Source organism: Terrimonas alba (assembly GCF_042434975.1).
In the GTDB taxonomy this organism is placed as follows: Bacteria; Bacteroidota; Bacteroidia; order Chitinophagales; family Chitinophagaceae; genus Terrimonas_B; species Terrimonas_B alba.
Window position 1 is genome coordinate 802,621 of record NZ_JBHMQM010000001.1, and the last position, 18,474, is coordinate 821,094.

Consider the following 18,474-nt stretch of genomic DNA (forward strand, 5'->3'; position numbering starts at 1 on the left):
TTAACCCTGTTCCTCCGCAATCCAAAAAGAAAAGGAAGGATAAACACGTTTCGTTATTTCTCCTTTCTTTCATCTCAGCCTGCATTTTTAGCAATTCGAACATCTTCTTGTTTTGGCTGCAATATCGCACCGATAGTTTTGATATACTTTAAAACTATTGATATGAACAGGAAGATCATCATTACATTATTAATTGCAGCCCTGCCCTTTGCCGCTGACGCCCAATTTTCAGGCATCCTGAATAAAGTAAAAACAAAAGCTAAACAAAGAGCTGATAATAAAGTTGACCGGGAGATAGATAAATCATTAGATGAGATAGAAGGAAAGAAAACAACAGCTCCTGCTTCATCACCAGCAAGTCCTGCATCCACCACCGAAACAAAAGAGGGAGCCGCAGAGGAAGCAGGGCCAAAGAGTTTTACCAAATATGATTTTATTCCCGGCGAGCAAATTTTATACTATGATAATTTTGAAGGTGAAGCATTGGCAGAACTACCTACCAACTGGAATACCAGCGGCACGGGGGAAGTAACTACGCTGGATAAATTTCCCGGCAACTGGCTTCGCCTGCACAAGCCTTTCACTTATCTCAGCAGCAATCAAAAACAGTTTGGCGAAAACTATACGATCGAATTTGACGTGATCCTCCAGCTAAAAAATACAGGCTGGATGTATCCTGAATTTTATTTCGGCTTATTCTCCTCCAAGGATGAATCCAATGGCGGCAACAATTTCTTAAAGGATCAAAAAAAGTATGCATCGGTTGTGACTACGATCTATCCTGCTGAATTTAAAAATTCGAAAGTAAGAGTGAACTCATACCTGGAAAGCAGATCTTATTTCACCGGCGACAACAAAATGTATGAGCGACTGGAAAAATCATATGGCAAACCGGTACATGTGGCCATCCAGGTGCAAAAGGAAAGATTGCGGATGTGGATCAATGAAGACAAACTGTTCGATGTACCTAAGGCAATACCTGTTGGTGTGCTCATGAACCAACTCTATTTTGAAGTGGGTCATACCAATTACAGCGAAGAACAATATGCCGTGTATGTAAGCAATATCAAAGTCGCTACCGGCAAGCCGGATACAAGACATAAGCTGATTGAAGAAGGCAAATTCTCCACTACGGGCATCCTGTTCGATTTTCAAAGTGCGGTGATCAAACCTGAATCTTATGCAGTAGTAAAAGATATTGCCGGCGTATTAAAAGAAAACGGATCGATCCGCGTAAAAGTGGTGGGGCATACCAGCAGTGACGGCGACGATAAGGCCAACATGGAACTCTCGGAAAAAAGAGCCGAAGCCGTAAAAGAATTACTGGTAAATGAATTTGGTCTTGATACAAGCCGTTTGGAAACGGAAGGAAAAGGCGAAACCCAACCCGTTGGTGACAACAAAACAAAAGAAGGCAAAGTGGCAAACCGAAGAGTAGAATTCATCAAACTATAAAAAAAGTTTCCTGTTACCAGTTACCGGTAACAGGAAACCTGCAACCAGCAACCAACACTTCATGCAACGCAGGCCATCCCTATTTCTTATTCTTGCGTTTACCGTTTTATCGGCTGCCAGCAACAGCAGCAAAATCAAGATGCCGGTACCCCCGAATACTGTTGTACCAAACATCGACCTACCCGGTTTTTTATACCCGGAAGAACTCAAAAGAATTTTGTTGGATCACAAAGCTGCACAATTCACTGTAGGCAAATCAAAACAGGGCAGGTCGATCAATGCATTCTTTTTTCCCGGTACAAGTGATAAAAGGGCATTGGTGATCGGGGGTATGCATGGATCCGAGTTATCATCTATTGAAATAGCCAATGAATTGCTTGATCAATTAAAAAAAGGTGACAGCATTTATTATAATGTCATCATCATCCCTTCTTTATTTCCCGACAATGCAGAACAGGCTAAACAAAATCCTTTATTGATCGGCAGTGTCGACAATATTGGCCGTTACAGTCATCCAGGCGCTGTTGATCCCAACCGGCAAATGCCAACACCCGGTAAACCTTTTGATGAAGATGACAGCCTTGATCACTTGGGAAGAAAAACAGAAAATGAAAATGCGATCCTGCTGGAACTGATCGATCAATACCGGCCTCAGCGCATTGTTAACCTGCATGCGATCCGCACTACGGAAAATGCCGGTGTGTATGCCGACCCAAGAACTGATCAAAATGGTATCGCATTAGGTTATGCATCAGACAGCAGCTTAGCAATCAGCATTGCCAAACATATTTATGAAAAAGGTGGTTATGTGCCGGGCAATCGTATCAGCAGCAAACCGACCGCCTTGTATTACAAAGATCCCGTGCCGGTAGCAAAAGGGCTTTTTCAAAAAAGAAACTTCAGTGGCTCACCCATGCCCGGTCATAAAAGTGGCGGAGTATCGATGGGTACCTGGGCCTCAACAGCCGTAATGGATGAAAACAATCCTGATAAGAACAGGGATGCCATTCGCCTGGTCACCATGGAATTTCCCGGCAGCAAAAGACCGGTTGACTACTTACAACGCCAACAAAGACAATATAGCCAGCAGCAAATTGAATGGTATGCAGCCGCCCTTAAAACAATTTTCCTTGGTGATTATTTTGTAGAGGACTCTTCTTCAACTATGGCCCGCCGTTAATTCTTCCACTTTGTTTTGCCTGTTAAACCCTGTCAATGATTTTGAAATCAAAGGCGCAATATTGTTAACCGCACCTATTGGCAAAATGGCTTCTCTTACTTCATCTGATAAGTCACCAAATATTTCCCAACGGTTAATCGGTGCATTGGCAAATAAAGCTGGCAATGAGGGTCCTGCATGTATCAAATGAGCTAGCAAAACTTCGGCGTTGCTGAATCCCTCTAGGATACCCTCTTCACCCTAAAAGAAAAAAGGAACTCTACAAATAACAAAAGCCTTATTATTTAAGTGTTACTGCTTACAATTCATCCCGCATTTGACGCAATCCAATCATGCTGCCGTTGACCCCGTCTTATTACCGGTCTATTTTGCATCACCATTTAAACTTTTAATCATGGAAATCAAAATCACCTTATTCATAACGCTGCTCCTCTATGCGTTTGTCATCAGCCAAAGCTTTTTCTATATCCTGGCTATGTCGGGCACATTGAAAAAAATGCAGGCTGAAACCTATATAGAAACCAGGAACCTGCTCACACAAAAACTGGAAACACCCTTGCAGGTTGTTTACTACTTAGCATTGGGTTCATCACTGTTGTTAGTCGCCTTTTGTGTGGTAAATCCATCCGGCTGGCTTTTTATCAGCTCCGTGACCGCTTTAATTACGCTTGTGGCTGATGCTTTGCTGGCAGTAAAGGGAAATATCCCGTTGAACAAATACATCAATAGCTGGACAACGGCTAACTACCCGGCCAACTGGCAGCAATACCGGTCCAAATGGTTTTCGCATTATCATACCCGCCAGGCCATCAACATCACCGGTTTTATCTGCCTGCTGGCAGGATGGATATTCGGCGCCTGATTTTTCAAACAACAAACTCAGCTTAGACAATAAACAATAAATATCAAGATGAAAAAGATCAGCCTTATCATGTTTTTCATGGCAGCTACTGTAGCAGTAGCCATCATTGCCTGCAATAACAAACCAACAGAAGCAACCGCCAAAGTAGAGATCTCGCAAGACAGCCTTATCAGCCGTGGCAGTTACCTGGTAAACAGTATGGGATGCGATGATTGTCATTCACCCAAAGCATTTGGACCGAACGGACCCGAATTAATTCCCGACCAGCGTTTCTCCGGTCACCATGCCGATGCACCTTTACCCAAAGCCGATACAGCCACCGCAAAAAAAGGATGGATACTGTTTGCACCTGACCTGACAGCAGCGGTGGGCCCATGGGGTATGTCATTTGCAGCCAACATCAGTTCTGATCAAACCGGAATTGGCAATTGGACCGAAGAACAATTTTTCCGGGCCATCCGCGAAGGCAAATCAAAAGGATTGAAAGAGACTCGTCCTTTACTGCCACCCATGCCATGGACGCAATACCGTAATTTAAAAGACGATGACCTGAGAGCCATCTTTGCTTTTCTGAAATCAACAAAACCTGTTGAGAACCGTGTGCCCGAATGGAAAAAATGGAATGAGTTGTAATTGTAAAAACACTAACTCTCATCATACATAACCTTAAACCTTATCACAAATGAAACAGAAATTGGAGATCGCCGGCTTTGTAGCTGTATGTCTTATCGTGATCACGTTTGCCATACAGGCAGGACGCCATCATGATCAATGCAGGGAATGTAACCTGGCAGTAAAAACAAAATAAAACTTGTTTGGGTAGGGCCGATGTAAAACCAGGATCAACGCAGAGCACAATGAAAGTTGTGCTCTTTTTAGACCTCACCCCAACCCCTCTCCGGGGGAAAGGGGCTAAAAACCCTACTGCAGAAAAAGTCTATATTATTTGAGGAAATCAATTAGACTTTTCATAAAACTTTCCACACAAACAATCATTCACCCTTCATCTCAACGATGCATAATTTTCCATTGATCTCCGCTTTGACCAGGGCGAAATGCTTTTCCGATTTCTTTTGTGTGGGATACCAGTTTCGTTGATCATTCACTACAATGAAGAGACCATTGTCATCACCCAGCGCTACAAAATCATCCGCAGGCGCCTGGCGGGAAAAATAAGAAAGGCCGTAATCAGTCATTAGTTGCTCACTGTATGTTTTAGCACTATCGCCCACCAGACCGATCTCACTGATGGACACAACAGATGAACCATCAAATGTTTTATCAGAACGATGCGACAGATCGAACCGGGCGATAAACTCGACAATGTTATTGTTATTATCAAAAAAATAAAAAGCCTTTGCGTTCCAGCTGCGAAAGTCGGCAACAGGATTGCCACTGGTAACAGGCAGCAATGAAACGGTCGTGCGGGCCCATTCAAATGCTTCCTCAAATTTATGCGGCGGAATATTGAATGCGAAATGATAAAAAGGATGGTTCTTATTGGCTTTTGTAAAGATCAGTGTCGAAAGCCCTGCGGATATTTTTAGTTCGTTGTTATTTGAGGACATCAGGTCCATACCCAACCTGCTATGATAGAACTGTTTTGTTTCTTCCAGGTTAGCGGTCTGGAGTTGTACTTCAAAAATGTTCATGCGTCTTGTTTAAATTATTGCCGGCATTATTCCCATCAAAATTAACTGAATCAGCGCCGCTTACTCGCTTGACGCCAGAAAATAACTCTGTAATTCCCGCTAGCGATCATGGCAGTTCACGCCATGCTTTATTCATAAAAATATTTTGCAAAGAGCAGTTTGCCGAAATTTTCCTTCCCATAAAGCTCCAATTTTCTCTTGTCCGGATCAAAAGTATGGAATGACTCACCGGCATCACGGTGTAAAATAAACTGCTTGCTTTTGGTATCATAGCGAAAGGTAATGATCCTGGTCCAGCGCCAGTTGCTGCCACCATAATGTTCGATCGAAAAGAAATTATTCTTAATGGTGATGCCGGCATAAGGATCGCCAAATACGCCACCACAACTTTTGCAGAGCACCACGCTGTCATTCCGGGCAAGAAGCTGGTATTGATCCCTGGCTGTTCCCATCAGCAACAACAATGGCCGGGTAGTATCGGCATGCTCCTCTTCTTCATCTGCCTTGAGTATAAGAACATAATCTTTCAATCTGTCCTTGTTGAGATCGCCGGAAGCACTATCCAGGATGGAATAGCCTGCCGGAATAAAGGATGTTATACCAGTAGATTGGCCAAATGTTTGACTCGAAAAATAAAACAATCCAATAACGATAAGAAAAAGTTTGGTCATGCAATAAAGTTAGCTGAACAATTTTAAGTAAAAGCCCAAGGACGATAGATTGAGGATTTAGATTCCTGATGTGCGGTGATGCACTATTTGAATAATTAGTATTTTAGCGTTGTAGCATGTAATAACAGCAATACAACACCGTCAGAGTGTGAAAAAACCTATTTTTCTTGTAAAAACAGTCTGTAGAACTTTTTTTAGTTCATTGTGCTGTTAATGGTTTTGCCCGTCAAAAAAAAGATCCGCAATGAGGGTAAAAAATTGATTGGCTCATTTTGGAGATAAATCCTTTTTATAAACAGGTTTTTTAAAGCGCAGATTACTCTTTTGTAATCTGGTTTCCAGTTTGCAATCGCTTTGATCAATTTTTCAAATCCAAGAATGGATAAAGTTCTTTTCATGTTATATACCAGCATGATCAGGTTCATTTCTCCATTTACCTTCTTTAATCCTTTCATCAGTGTGTAAGTGTATCCCCATTGTCGCTTGATGGTGCCAAAGGGATGTTCGCAGATGCTTTGCCTGCGTTTATAGTAAGCAGGGTTTTCCCTGATGTTTTTGTTATTGCGGTCAACTGCATCCTGATACTCGCTGCGGTGAATGATGCGCTTATTCAGTTTGGTGCAGTGTTTTTTTAATGAACAGGTTTTGCAACCATCGGTTCGATAAGTTTTAAACCGATAACTTGTTTCACCGGCGTCTCCTTTTTTATAATGCCATGTGTTTAGCGATGTCAATGTATGACCCGCCGGACAAGTGTAACTGTCGGTTTCATTATTATAAATAAAATGTGTGCTCAAAAATTCTTTTTTCAAATGTTTTACTGATGACTGTTCTTTAAAAGCTACATAGGTTTCAATGTTTTCATCATGACAGCTCTGGAGCTCTGCCCCGGTATGATAACCTTTATCGGACAACACATCAATGCTGTTTTGTTTTTTTAAGCCCATATTTTCTTTAGCCTGCACGGCGGCACGGTGCAGCGCCTTACCATCATTGGTATTGGTAGCTTCGGCATGAACAATTAAATTATGCTTTGCATCCACAGCGGCCTGTGTGTTATAGCTTACTTCTACAATGTTTTTATTGATGATGAGTGCACGGCTGGCGGCGTCTGTAGTGCTGATTTTTTTTCTTCGGTGTTATCCAACTGTTGCTGCAGGTCATCGTATTTTATTTTTCGTTCAGTCAGTCTTTGCAAAGCTGCTTCTACTTCTTCTTTGCGATAGGAAGAGCCGCTATCATCTGTATCATCTTTGTCAAATTCATCAAGCTCTTTTAAATACTGATCTGCTTTTTGCTTAATCATGGCCTGGTGCTTTTCTATCTTTCGCTGGTTGTAATTGTTCTTGCTGCTATTGACCGCTCTGAACTTGCTGCCATCTATGCCAATGGTTTGCTTACCTAATAAATCCAACTCATCTAAAAATTGCACATACAGTTTAACAAGATTTTTTAATGCATCGCTGTTGTTTTTTCTGAAGTCGGCGATGGTATGATAGTTGGGCGCCAGCTCGTGCATCAGCCAGCGCAACTCTATATTTCGCTGGCATTCCTGTTGCAGTTTGCGGCTGCTGCGGATCTTATTGAGATAGCCATAGAGGTATAGCTTTAACAGCAGTTGTGGTGCAAAGGGTGGGCGGCCCTCGCTTTTATGAACAGTATTGATTAAGCCCAGCTTTTGTAAGTCGAGCTTATCAACAAAGGCATCAATGATGCGTACAGCATTATTAGCTGTTACTTGCTGATCCAGCGTGGTGAAGCTGGTTTGATTGCGGTTGGTTCCTTGTTTGAATTGCATGACAACTGTGGAAGCAAAAAACATACGGAGTTTAGTCTATTCACAGGATGTGTATATTTGTTTGTAAACAACGGTTTTTTCACAGACTGCCGTTGGTGGCAATTATTTCAAACTCTCGTCGATAACTAAACAAATGGACAGATACTTGGACAACTTCAAACCGTCCATACAGGAAGTAAAGGAATGGGCTTATGACGATAGCCTTTATTTCACCCAACAAGATGAGGATTTAGCTCTTCATTCTACCGAATACATTTCTACTTTAATGGAGCTCGCCTCAGACCAGGAATGTCCCAAAAACGGCTATTGCCTTTCTATATTGACTTATTATTCGCAAATTCTATTAGCAAACAGAATGCTTAAAGAGATAAAAGAAGTCAAGCGACAAATAGCGAAGTATGATCTTCCTTTAAATGATAGTGTTGAGAATTGGAAGTCTGATTTCCTGTATTTGACTGATTTAATATACAATCCAAGACCAATTACAGAGAGCGAAGCTGATAAAGTTGCATGGCGGCTTACAGTCGGCGACTATTGTATTCGTGACTTTAAAAAGCTTGGTTTGTTATATTCTGACATTTTGGAATACAGTGCTTCAACCACCAGCTACATCGAATACTTTTACATCAATCCGAGAACGGCCAATTGGAAGTTATCTAAGTACTTTAGGCTATCCGATACTTTAAACTTATAACTGCCACCAACAACAGCAGGTTTGTCCAAAGGTCATGGTTCAATAGATTGTATCGAGAAATAGGTAATGAATAGCTGCTTGCTAATAATTCGTAGTTTTAATGACTTTAACATCTCTTACATTAGCACAGGCGTTAGTCGCTATTTTTCGTCCTATGTTCCAACATATCTTCAACACCGAACTCGCCGCTATTACCAGCGATAAAGACCTTATCGAAAATCTCTGGGAGGAAATCAAAAGATCCTATTCAAAACCGGGACGATACTATCACTCCTTATCTCACCTGGACAACCTGGTTTCAGAACTTATCCCGGTCAAAGACCAAATTGCCGATTGGCAGACACTGGTTTTTTCTATCGCCTATCATGATATCATTTATAACACAGTAAAAAACGATAACGAAGAACAAAGTGCAAAAATCGCCTATGACAGGTTATCAAAATTGTCAATACCAGCTTCCCAGAAAGAAAAATGCTTTAACCAGATTATGGCGACAAAGCGACATGCTATTTCTGATGACGATGATACCAACTTTTTCATCGACGCAGACCTGACAATTTTAGGTGCAGATTACGGCGTATATCATCAGTATTCGACGATGATAAGAAAGGAATATAAACTGTACCCTGACTTTGTTTATAAATCCGGCCGACAAAAAGTATTGCGGCACTTTCTCCAAATGAAAAACATTTACAAGACAGCATACTTTCGCAATAAATATGAAATGCAGGCAAGAAAAAATCTTACTGACGAACTGAAAGAACTTTCTTCCACGTAAACCGCTGCAATGGCTGAACTTTACAACCCATGCTAAACGGATAATTCATAATATCCATGCCAACTAATAAGCCAACAACGGTTACCGGATACATCAATGCTGCTCCCAAAGAAGCTCAAAAGAAATTGCGTGAGATGCGTGAAATTCTGAAGAAGGTTGCGCCAAATGCAAAAGAGTCGCTGAAGTGGGGATCGCCGGTATTTGAAGAAAAGAGAATACTTTTCGCATACACTGCATTCAAATCACATCTTAATTTCATGCCGACTCATTCCGCCATGGAACCCTTCAAAGAGGAATTGGCAAAGTACACAACAGGCAAAGACACCATTCAATTCCATTATGACAAACCACTTCCGAAATTGCTTATTCGTAAGATCGCTGCTTTTCGGGCTAAAGAAGTGAGGGAAAAAGATGCACGATGGATGTAGTTCTTTACCAACAAAACCTGATCATTAAAGTGTTTCCGTTTAAGCAGGCATGTACAAAGGTTATAGCCAATAGTTTGTATTGCTGCTATAAAAAATACAAAATGTATAATATTACTTTGCTCATTCTTAATAATTTGTATTTTTAGTACAATAGCATCTATTACATCAATACAGGTTTGTCGGCTATTAAGGACAGACTTGAATTGAACCAAGATTACGAACAAAATGAGCAATAAGAAGAATTGGATTAAAGACAATTGGACAGATCCGGTCTGGAGTAAAGTATTTGCTGGAATTATTTTGACAATATTGGGTGGCATTGGAACCTTATTAGTTTCTTTAGCTAAGAAAATTCCTATAGCCGATTTGTATCAAAAGTCCGTTAGCTCCTATATTCAAATCAACTACTTCACTATAGCTATAGTAGTTATAATTCTTCTTGCTTTATTAATTCCGGCTTTTCTTATGGATATAGTGCGTATTCAACTCAAAGACGTAATAAATAGGAAAAGGGGCATGATGGAAATTTTAAAAGAAAGGCAAATTGAAGCATTGTTTCCAGGAAAGTGGTTAAATGAGTATGAATTTAAAGACGGTCGTAAAGGGAAAGAAGTTGTTGAAATAAAAAACGGAAATGAATATCATACACTGGGACGACATCTTTTCACTTTAGATTCCGTGACAATTGACGAAAAAAATGGGATTATAAAATTCAACAAAAACGGAGTTGGCGACGACCATAGGCAAGCGTTTAACACTTTGCGCATTATTAATGAAAAACGTTATGAGGGCGATGAGGCCGACGGAACTAAAATTGTTTATACTCGAATCGAATAAAAACAGCCTACAACATGGGCCGTTACCTGCAAGCTATCTTAACTACATATGAAACAGCTATATGTTATAGGTTTCCTTTTTTCTTTTTTTTTTGTTCGTCATGTTCAAATGATGAAACGTCTCAAAGAAAACATGTAATAGTAGATATCCAACCCTTTGCTGGTTTTCCAAATGAGATGACTCAAAAAGTAGCAATTCAAATAAAGAATATTTATCCTCACATTTCTATTAAACCTGAAATCCCATTACCTTCTTCCTCCTTCTATTCTCCCCGAAATAGGTATAGGGCCGATTCCCCCATCCGATTCTTGAAACGAAGGACTGCCCCAGGACATGTAACAATCGGTTTGACAAATAAAGACATCAGTACCACGGATGGAAAAATCAAAGATTGGGGTATTATGGGACTTGGATTTCGACCAGGCAATTCATGTGTTGTATCTTCTTTTCGCTTAAATAAAGGGAAGGTAAGTAGCCAGTTTTATAAAGTTTGCATTCATGAGCTTGGTCATACATCTGGTTTAGATCACTGCCCGGAAAAGAATGTTTTATGAGAGATGCAGAGGGCGGCAATCCGACTGATGAAGAAAGAGAATTTTGCGGTAAATGTCGAAAGTATCTTGTCAAAAAAGGATGGACTTTAAATGATGCCGCCAGCAGGTGACAACGGTTTTGCCCAAGGGGAACTTAACTCAAATCTTCGGCGGCAATCTGGGCTACAGTTGATTAAATCGGTAAGCATGTTAAAACCGCTCCCAACATTAACTCCGCAAGTTCCGGGTTGCCGTCCCACTCTCCCCCATCGACCTTTGGTAAAAAATTATATGGCGGACTTTATCATTCAATCATTACCAAAGAAAGAATTTGAAAATTTGTTTTCACTCAATGACACCGAATTAAAAAAACAGGGCATCGTTAGAATGACCGCTGATACAAAACCCGGTTTCCCCTGCCGGGTTAGTTTGCAGGACGCTGATATTGGCGATGAAGTAATGCTATTGCCTTATGCCTTTCATCAAACCCAATCTCCTTACCGGGCCAGCGGGCCGGTCTTTGTGCGAAAAGATGCGGAGACTGCTCAATTGGAAAGCAATCAAATTCCGCTAATGCTGCAACACCGTCTGCTTTCCGTCCGCAGCTATGATGCCGATGGCATGATGAAAGGGTCAACCGTTATTGAAGGTAAAGAGCTGGCAGAACATCTCTCCACAATCTTTGATAACATCAATATTTCGTATATCCATATTCACAATGCAAAAGCCGGCTGTTATAATTGTGTTGCCAAAAGAGCGGTTATCGGATAATCCGGACTACATCAAAAAAATAAAAAAGTGATGGCTCTGATAGCGGCACCGCTGCAATGCCTGCTACTGCCATCACTACCCCGTTGCCCTGAGATTTTTTTTACAGCACCGGTCTGATGCTATTGAACATAGCTTTTCTTGCGTCTTCGTTTTTGACAGCGAGGTGAACGACTATAAAAGCGAGTTCAAAAAAGTGGATAATCCGTTGCATGGTATAAGGTTTAATAGGTTACCAGGTAGTGGGTTTAAATGAGCGTTGAGCATGGAGTATTGAACATTGAACATTTATTTCAACAACGGGAAATTCTCAATGCTCAATATTCAATGTTCAATTTTCAATGACTGCTAAACCACCATCGTTCCTTCCGTCAGGTTTTCCAGCAATTTGCGGAAACGATCATGCGGCAATTCTTTTTCCGCAATGCTGAAGAGGTTATTGAAAACAACTTCCGGCGCACTTTTCTCCACGGCTTTCAGCCAACCACTGATCTCAGTGTTGCTCAACCCACGCATCATCCACGCACTGCTTAGCGCCATTTCTTCGGCAGGAATAGAAGCAATAATTTTTTGATTGATCGCCAGCAACTCTTCGTCTGAATAATACCGCCACAACACTTTGTTCAACACGGCTTCTTCCTTGGCCATATGCTGCAGGTTGAAGATCATAAACTCCTGGAAGGCTAAGACAATGGCCTGGCTGGTTTCCATTTTTACCTGGCTTCTTTGTGCCATGCTATAAACGGTCAATAACCCACGGAGACGTTCAGTCAGCTCATGGTCTTTGATATGCTCGAGTTCGAAGGTATCAACCAACGATGGTTCATATTGCTGGATGGCAGGCAATACATAATTGTCTTCATGCTGGGCATGCTTGTCAAAAATGTCGACCACCATTTTCACTTTATCCAATGAAATTTCTGCTTCTTCGGCGTCACCAAACCATGTTTGCTGCAATGCCAGTGATGTATCATATAAAAGAGCCCTTAACGCTTTATGGATCTGGTTGAACATATTAAATCGTGTCATAAAATAGAATTTATAATTGCTGTTGCAATTGTTTGATTTGAATAGAATACTCTTATTAGTTAAAAGCGAGAAGTGAAAGGCGTTTCCTTTTTTGACTTTTAACTTTTCACTTTTGACATGCCTCTACGCCACTGCTTCGTTCGATAAAAACCTGGTCCTTGTGTTTGCTGGCTGCTCGAGTAAATACGCCGTATAGCTGGCACACAGTTCATTGGGATTGTATTGTTGAAATTCTTTGCTAAGCTTTTCTACATTACTTCGATACAGCGATGAAGCCATCAGTTGATTGACTGCCTGCTTTATTTGCCCGGCTTTTGGCTTTTCTGTTTTTAAATTGATACCAAGTTTGAAATAACCTACCCTGGCGCAGATCTCAATTTTTCCTTCATGCACACCGGCTACTACCATAGGTAATTTATTTTCTATACCGAGCATGACACCGCCATAACCGCCATTGGTGATATACACATTAGCATAAGGCATCACGCAGGCAAAGGGTATAAAATCTTCGATGATCAGGTTATTTTGCGGGAACCGCTGGCGCAATTCTGCTGTTTGTGACCCACCGGTGGTACAAATCACCAGGGTATCCGTATTCTTAAACGCTTCCAGCGTTGGCGCCAACAATTTTTCTACATCTTTCTCTACAGTGCCCTGTGTCACCAGTACGATGCGGTTATATTGTGTCAACCGGGCATCATGCCATGGTTTGAATTCTTTTTTGTTTGAATAAGGAAGCAGTGCGCCGATATAGCGAATATTTTTTCCCAGGTCACTCCGCTTGTATTCAAATCCAGGCGTACCGCTTTGCAAAAAGATGGTCGCTTTTTTTACCATCAGGTCAAAGATGTTGGAACCACCATGTTCCACTCCATGATTTTCCATGATCTGGTGCGTCAGCTTATTGGGTTTGCTAAACAAAATTTTGTCAGCCACATATCGCAGTATGCTATGCTTGATTTTACCAGCAATGCCGGGGATAGGTGTAATACCCAGGCCTGCGGGCGCCAGGTCTTTGGATGTTTCAACCAATGGTACGATACCGATACCGATCACCGGCAGGTTCATTGTTTTTTCGATCAGCGGGATGGCGGTAAAAGTAGATTCCGCTATTATTAAATCAAAAGGAAATTCCTGTCTTATTTCTTTCAGATCTTCTAAAAACCGGGGTGCCTGGCCGATAAAAAAGTGGATCATATCAAATACCAGCTTTTTAACCTGGCTTTTGATCTTCTCCCGGCCGGGAAACACTTCTTCCAAATTGGCTGCATTCACGTCGACGGCCCTGCGATAACCATAAAGAGGAATACCAAGTTTATCCATCTTCTCCTGGTAAGAAGAGCCGGTGTACCAGCGAACATCCGCACCGAGGGATTGAAGATGTTTCGCAAGACCTGTTAGCGGATTCACATGGCCTTCGGCAGGCATGCTGGCAAAAAGAATTTTTCTTCCGGCTAATGCATCAATGTTGGTACTACTTTGCATGATTGATAAGGTTTAAAGCCTGCCTGTCGGCAGAAAGGTTAATGATCTTGATCCGTTGTGCCTGCTTCTTGTCATGTTGAGCTTGTCGAAACATGACAAGAAGCATTCGAAAAATTATTCTACAGCACAAACATTTTATTTATTAGTCTCTATGAAGCCTGGCGATAAACAAATCCCTCCAGTACAATATTGGTTACACCATTTATTTTCTCTATACGCATCTTCGTTGGATAGTAGCCGGATTTTTTAAATTTAGCAGGCGCCGGGAAATCCCTGGTAAACGATGGGTTGGCATCTAAAAATGCTTTGGTGATCATGGGCTCGTAAAAAGTAACCTCGCTATTGTAAGTTCCATATATGAAGGTCTGTGTGAACGTTCCGCCATTTATTTCGGGAGTGGTCACATCTATCCAATGCGTACCCATTTGTGGCACACCACCCGGCGTAGGAACATAGATCGCAGGCATATATCCTTCTGCAGGAAACTTGAGGAAACCGGTATTATCAACATCAAAGGGTGGGATTGCTTTTCTGTCCGCTTCGCTTGTCATATAAAAATGAAAATCGAAATGGGGCAATGTGTAAACACCTGCTGGTTCGTGACCATGGGGATTCCAGTCTAACAGGGCATGCACAAAGGGTGTCACATTTGCTTTTGGATGAAAGGTCAGTGAGAGAGCATTGGCATGATTATGTCCGCCATTGTGTTCATCACCGGGATCAAGGCTGTTCATCGCTTCCGCATCAATTGAAATGCCGATACGTTCTGGTTTATTATCCTTGTCTATTTGAACCCATGTCCAGGCTTTACCATGTTGAAACTCCTGGACCGGTCCTTTAAAAATGCCTCCATTTTCGTCTCTATCTTTTTTACAGGATGTCAAACTAATGCCAGCTACAAGGGCAAGGAATAAAAATCTTCTCATTGTTAATGTTTAAAAGGTTTAATGATTAATGGTTTGATGGCATAAAGTTGATATAAGAACCTTCCGTTGGCAACCGACTCTTGTATGAATTGAAAATTCGGCAGGATGAAACCGTCACTACACAAACGTTTTCTTCACAATTCATACCCTGTTTTATACAATTCATCTTCACTGCATCTAATCCATCTTTACAAATACTCAATTTGTAGCATCATTGGCTATATTTGGGAATATCAAATTCCTGCTGTTGAAAAAGTATTGGCTGCATATTTTTTGTTTGTTAGGGCTGGCTATCACTGCCGGTGCTCAACAGGAGAGGCAATACTCCTTCACTCACTACGGTGTATCATCAGGTTTAGCTTCCAATGAAGCTACTGCCAGCTTACAGGATGAGCAGGGCTTTATCTGGGTAGGTACCAACCGGGGATTACAACGTTTCGATGGACAACGATATTTAAATTTTATTCATCAGAAAGACGATCCAACTTCCATTCCCAACAATTATATTGTACAGTTGCTCCTTGACAAAAAAAAGAATTTGTGGGTATTGACCGGCGATGGTAAAGCAGGCATATTTAACACCAAAACATTTAGGTATGAAGAGATACCGGTCCGGGTAAAAGATAAAAACATCCTGTTTGCTGACCGGGTATTGACCATGGATGAAGAGGGCCATTTATATATTATCTATGCTCATCTTGCCTTTCTTACCTGGAGCGAAACACATCGTGAATTTTCCTCGGCTCATAACTTCATCCCTTTACCACCCGATTGGCAAACGTCATGGTGCGTACAACAACAGGGTACTAAAAAATATTGGATCGCTGGCCCCAAAGGATTAGCCGTATACGATGCGCAGGCAAAACAATTAAGCTATAAAGGGCACAATGTTGCCAAAGAAGCTATCATCGATTCACTGGGTGATGTACAGGGCGCCACCCGGATCATGATCGATAAACAGGAACGGCTTTGGTTTGATGCCTGGTTGGGCGCAGCCTGCCTGTATGCATTTGACCTTAAAAAAAAAGAAGTTATTCTGAATAAGTACAGCTTTGTTCCGATCATTGATGGATATCACGAACTCCGGGGATTACTACAACAAAAAGATGGCACCATCTGGATAAAGGGACTAAATGTTTTTGCCCGTTATATTGAAAAGGAAAGAAAATTTCAACAGGTCTATAATGGCTATCAAAATGAGCAAAGTATCGATTATGACCGGGTCAATGATATTTTCGAGGACCGTGACCGTAATATTTGGGTTTGCACCAACAACAATGGCCTGTATTCTTTCAATCCTGCAGAGCAATTTTTTTCCAATATCCGTCATATCAACCGCTCTACCAGGTTACCGGGTAAAGGTGCGATGATGTCGTTTATTTTGACAAAGCAACGAACCCTATTAGCAGGAGCCTGGGGTGATGGACTTTATCGCTTTGATAGTAACTACAGGATGTTGCCGTTAAATATCCGTGGCATTGATGAGAAAGGCACGCCATGGGTGTGGAGCATGTGTCTATCGCCCGACAGTAGTACCATTTGGATGGGAGCGCAGCCCGGCATTTATGCGTTGAACCAGGCCACACAAACTGTTACAGGTCACAACCCGCCAATCATGAAAAACAGGACGGTAAGGCAAGTGGCAGCAGACAGGTTTGGCAACCTGTGGATGGGAACACAAAGCTTGGGTGTTTTTAAATGGACCGCAGCCAACGGTCAAAAAAGATTTGATAATGGTGTGGAGGCATATAATGCCATCCCCGTCAACCAGATCTTGAAAATATTTGTCTGCAGCAAGGGATTTGTGTGGGTAGGTACTTCCAATTTTGGTGTTTATGTCATTGACCCTGTCACCGATAAAATAGTTTTTCATTTAAGCACGACAGAACCTCCCGAAAGAAGATTGTTAGGCGATTGGGCGCCGGGTATTACACAATATGATGATTCGACCATCGTCATTGCGGCTAAAGGTGTTCATCTTTTTAATACCAAAAGAGGAAAGATTACCAAAACCATACAATTACCCCAATCCAGTACGGGTAATCTTGCCGCCGTAGAAAAAGATAAGAATGGTTATATCTGGCTGTCGTTGAGTGATGGGCTTTTCCGTCTCAACCCGCGCAATGAAATATTTGTTCATTTTGACCGCATGGATGGCATGATGAATGATCATTTCGTGACGGCTGCATCTTACAAGTTACCCAGCGGACGATTGGTGTTTGGCGCCGATAACCAGCTTATCCTTTTTGATCCCTTGAAGGTGATGCTGAATGACCCCGCACCCAATATTGTGATCACTGGTTTTAAATTGCGCAATAAACCGCTACTGGTAGACTCACTGATAAAAAACGACCAGGTAACCCTGGGGCCGGAAGAGAATTCTATTACCGTTGAGTTCTCGGGATTGGGTTATGGCCGTGCATATATCATCAAATACATGTTGCAGGGTCTTGATAAGGATTGGATCGTGGCCGATAATAATAACCAGGCTGTCTATTCTTATTTACCGGCGGGCAATTACACTTTTTTAGTAAAAGCAGAAGATGCGGAAGGAAATCCTTCGAAAAACATTACCCGGTTGGTAATGAAAATAAAACCTCCATTTTGGCGTACCTGGTGGTTTCTTGGCCTGGCGGTCTTTGCCACAGTAGGCTTATTTTATTGGATCGATAAACAACGAACACAAAAGATAAGAGCCACAGAAAGTATCCGCACCCGGATTGCTACCAGCCTTACCGAAGACATGAGTAATTCATTAAGCAGCATTAACATCTCCAGTGAGCTGGCTAAAAACAAAATTGACACCGACACCGCCCGTACCAAAGAGTATATCGCCCAGATCAGTGATGCCAGCAACCGGATGGTACAAGCGATGTATGATATGGTGTGGAGCATTAATCCCGGCAATGATAATCTGCCCGATACCATTGCCCGCATGCGGGAGTTCGCCGCAGAGATCGAAAATTCATATGATGTAACAGTTGTTTTTGATATTGAACAACAGGTGATGAAACTGAAGCTGGATATGGAATACCGTTATGAATTGCTAGGCATTTTCAAAGAAGCAGTTACCAACGCTGCCCGTCATTCACTGGCAAAACATATTCAACTTAGTCTTCGGTTACGAAATAACAAACTGATCATGCTGGTAGAAGATGATGGAAAAGGGTTCGACCTGGAAACCGGCGTATTGGGCCGCGGCATCAGCGACATGCGTCGCCGTGCATCAGCCATCGACGCTTCTTTCTACATTGAGTCGAATGTGAATACAGGAAGTATTGTAAAGTTGGAGATGAGTGTTTAAAGAAGTATGAGGTATGAAGTAAGACGTACGATGTCAGAACTTCCGCTTCATCCGGGTTCCCGTAATTCACGTCA

General features: G+C 41.8%; 20 protein-coding genes. 12 read left to right on the forward strand and 8 right to left on the reverse strand.

Going from position 1 to position 18,474, the window contains the following annotated elements:
• The first annotated feature begins 162 nt into the window (after positions 1 to 162).
• Both ACFEL9_RS03220 and ACFEL9_RS03225 read left to right on the forward strand, forming a co-directional pair.
• A complete protein-coding gene (locus ACFEL9_RS03220) occupies positions 163 to 1,455 on the forward strand; it encodes an OmpA family protein (protein ID WP_385886077.1) in 1,293 nt (430 codons plus the stop codon).
• A gap of 61 nt (positions 1,456 to 1,516) precedes the next feature.
• Positions 1,517 to 2,635, forward strand: coding sequence for a M14 family zinc carboxypeptidase (locus ACFEL9_RS03225; RefSeq protein WP_385886078.1), 1,119 nt, complete (start codon positions 1,517 to 1,519; stop codon positions 2,633 to 2,635).
• On the opposite strand, the gene ACFEL9_RS03230 is transcribed toward ACFEL9_RS03225, so the two are convergent.
• Positions 2,615 to 2,833, reverse strand: a complete 219-nt coding sequence (locus tag ACFEL9_RS03230) for a hypothetical protein (protein ID WP_385886080.1) — start codon at positions 2,831 to 2,833, stop codon at positions 2,615 to 2,617. The genes ACFEL9_RS03225 and ACFEL9_RS03230 overlap by 21 nt on opposite strands.
• A gap of 196 nt (positions 2,834 to 3,029) precedes the next feature.
• Between ACFEL9_RS03230 and ACFEL9_RS03235 the strand changes: the two genes are divergently transcribed.
• Genes ACFEL9_RS03235 through ACFEL9_RS03245 form a run of 3 tightly spaced genes read left to right on the forward strand, consistent with a single transcriptional unit; the run spans position 3,030 to position 4,305 of the window.
• Positions 3,030 to 3,497: a hypothetical protein gene (locus ACFEL9_RS03235; protein WP_385886082.1), complete on the forward strand. Its 468-nt coding sequence runs from the start codon at positions 3,030 to 3,032 to the stop codon at positions 3,495 to 3,497.
• 48 nt (positions 3,498 to 3,545) lie between these two features.
• Positions 3,546 to 4,130, forward strand: a complete 585-nt coding sequence (locus ACFEL9_RS03240; protein WP_385886083.1) for a c-type cytochrome — start codon at positions 3,546 to 3,548, stop codon at positions 4,128 to 4,130.
• A 49-nt stretch (positions 4,131 to 4,179) separates the two neighbouring features.
• Entirely contained in the window at positions 4,180 to 4,305 is a 126-nt protein-coding gene (locus tag ACFEL9_RS03245; RefSeq protein WP_385886085.1) for a hypothetical protein, read from the forward strand.
• 184 nt (positions 4,306 to 4,489) lie between these two features.
• On the opposite strand, the gene ACFEL9_RS03250 is transcribed toward ACFEL9_RS03245, so the two are convergent.
• The 4 genes from ACFEL9_RS03250 to ACFEL9_RS03265 form a co-directional block, all read right to left on the reverse strand.
• Positions 4,490 to 5,149 (reverse strand): VOC family protein, encoded by a 660-nt coding sequence (locus ACFEL9_RS03250; RefSeq protein WP_385886087.1) that lies wholly within the window; start codon positions 5,147 to 5,149, stop codon positions 4,490 to 4,492.
• A gap of 128 nt (positions 5,150 to 5,277) precedes the next feature.
• On the reverse strand, positions 5,278 to 5,820 hold the full coding sequence (locus ACFEL9_RS03255; protein ID WP_385886088.1) for a hypothetical protein: 543 nt from the start codon (positions 5,818 to 5,820) through the stop codon (positions 5,278 to 5,280).
• A 194-nt stretch (positions 5,821 to 6,014) separates the two neighbouring features.
• Positions 6,015 to 6,944: a transposase gene (locus tag ACFEL9_RS03260; protein WP_385886604.1), complete on the reverse strand. Its 930-nt coding sequence runs from the start codon at positions 6,942 to 6,944 to the stop codon at positions 6,015 to 6,017.
• Entirely contained in the window at positions 6,890 to 7,642 is a 753-nt protein-coding gene (locus ACFEL9_RS03265) for a transposase (RefSeq protein ID WP_385886089.1), read from the reverse strand. The genes ACFEL9_RS03260 and ACFEL9_RS03265 overlap by 55 nt, the downstream gene beginning before the upstream one ends.
• A 109-nt stretch (positions 7,643 to 7,751) precedes the next feature.
• On the opposite strand from ACFEL9_RS03265, the gene ACFEL9_RS03270 reads away from it, so the two are divergent.
• The 6 genes from ACFEL9_RS03270 to ACFEL9_RS03295 all read left to right on the forward strand — a co-directional run bounded on the left by ACFEL9_RS03270 (position 7,752) and on the right by ACFEL9_RS03295 (position 11,659).
• Positions 7,752 to 8,312 (forward strand): hypothetical protein, encoded by a 561-nt coding sequence (locus ACFEL9_RS03270; RefSeq protein ID WP_385886090.1) that lies wholly within the window; start codon positions 7,752 to 7,754, stop codon positions 8,310 to 8,312.
• A gap of 100 nt (positions 8,313 to 8,412) precedes the next feature.
• Positions 8,413 to 9,090, forward strand: coding sequence for an HD domain-containing protein (locus tag ACFEL9_RS03275; RefSeq protein WP_385886092.1), 678 nt, complete (start codon positions 8,413 to 8,415; stop codon positions 9,088 to 9,090).
• Positions 9,091 to 9,146: 56 nt separating this feature from the next.
• Positions 9,147 to 9,518 (forward strand): iron chaperone, encoded by a 372-nt coding sequence (locus ACFEL9_RS03280; protein ID WP_385886093.1) that lies wholly within the window; start codon positions 9,147 to 9,149, stop codon positions 9,516 to 9,518.
• Between the two features lie 225 nt (positions 9,519 to 9,743).
• Complete coding sequence (locus ACFEL9_RS03285) at positions 9,744 to 10,355, forward strand: hypothetical protein (RefSeq protein ID WP_385886095.1); 612 nt, start codon at positions 9,744 to 9,746, stop codon at positions 10,353 to 10,355.
• 14 nt (positions 10,356 to 10,369) lie between these two features.
• Complete coding sequence (locus ACFEL9_RS03290) at positions 10,370 to 10,909, forward strand: hypothetical protein (protein ID WP_385886097.1); 540 nt, start codon at positions 10,370 to 10,372, stop codon at positions 10,907 to 10,909.
• Positions 10,910 to 11,095: 186 nt separating this feature from the next.
• Entirely contained in the window at positions 11,096 to 11,659 is a 564-nt protein-coding gene (locus ACFEL9_RS03295; RefSeq protein WP_385886098.1) for a DUF1203 domain-containing protein, read from the forward strand.
• A 345-nt stretch (positions 11,660 to 12,004) separates the two neighbouring features.
• Here the strand turns inward: ACFEL9_RS03295 and ACFEL9_RS03300 are convergent, their stop codons facing one another.
• The 3 genes from ACFEL9_RS03300 to ACFEL9_RS03310 form a co-directional block, all read right to left on the reverse strand.
• Positions 12,005 to 12,685 (reverse strand): hemerythrin domain-containing protein, encoded by a 681-nt coding sequence (locus ACFEL9_RS03300; RefSeq protein WP_385886100.1) that lies wholly within the window; start codon positions 12,683 to 12,685, stop codon positions 12,005 to 12,007.
• A gap of 123 nt (positions 12,686 to 12,808) precedes the next feature.
• Entirely contained in the window at positions 12,809 to 14,170 is a 1,362-nt protein-coding gene (locus tag ACFEL9_RS03305; RefSeq protein ID WP_385886102.1) for a glycosyltransferase, read from the reverse strand.
• Positions 14,171 to 14,319: 149 nt separating this feature from the next.
• Complete coding sequence (locus tag ACFEL9_RS03310) at positions 14,320 to 15,096, reverse strand: hypothetical protein (protein ID WP_385886103.1); 777 nt, start codon at positions 15,094 to 15,096, stop codon at positions 14,320 to 14,322.
• A gap of 247 nt (positions 15,097 to 15,343) precedes the next feature.
• On the opposite strand from ACFEL9_RS03310, the gene ACFEL9_RS03315 reads away from it, so the two are divergent.
• Positions 15,344 to 18,400, forward strand: a complete 3,057-nt coding sequence (locus tag ACFEL9_RS03315) for a ligand-binding sensor domain-containing protein (protein ID WP_385886105.1) — start codon at positions 15,344 to 15,346, stop codon at positions 18,398 to 18,400.
• Positions 18,401 to 18,474: the final 74 nt, after the last annotated feature.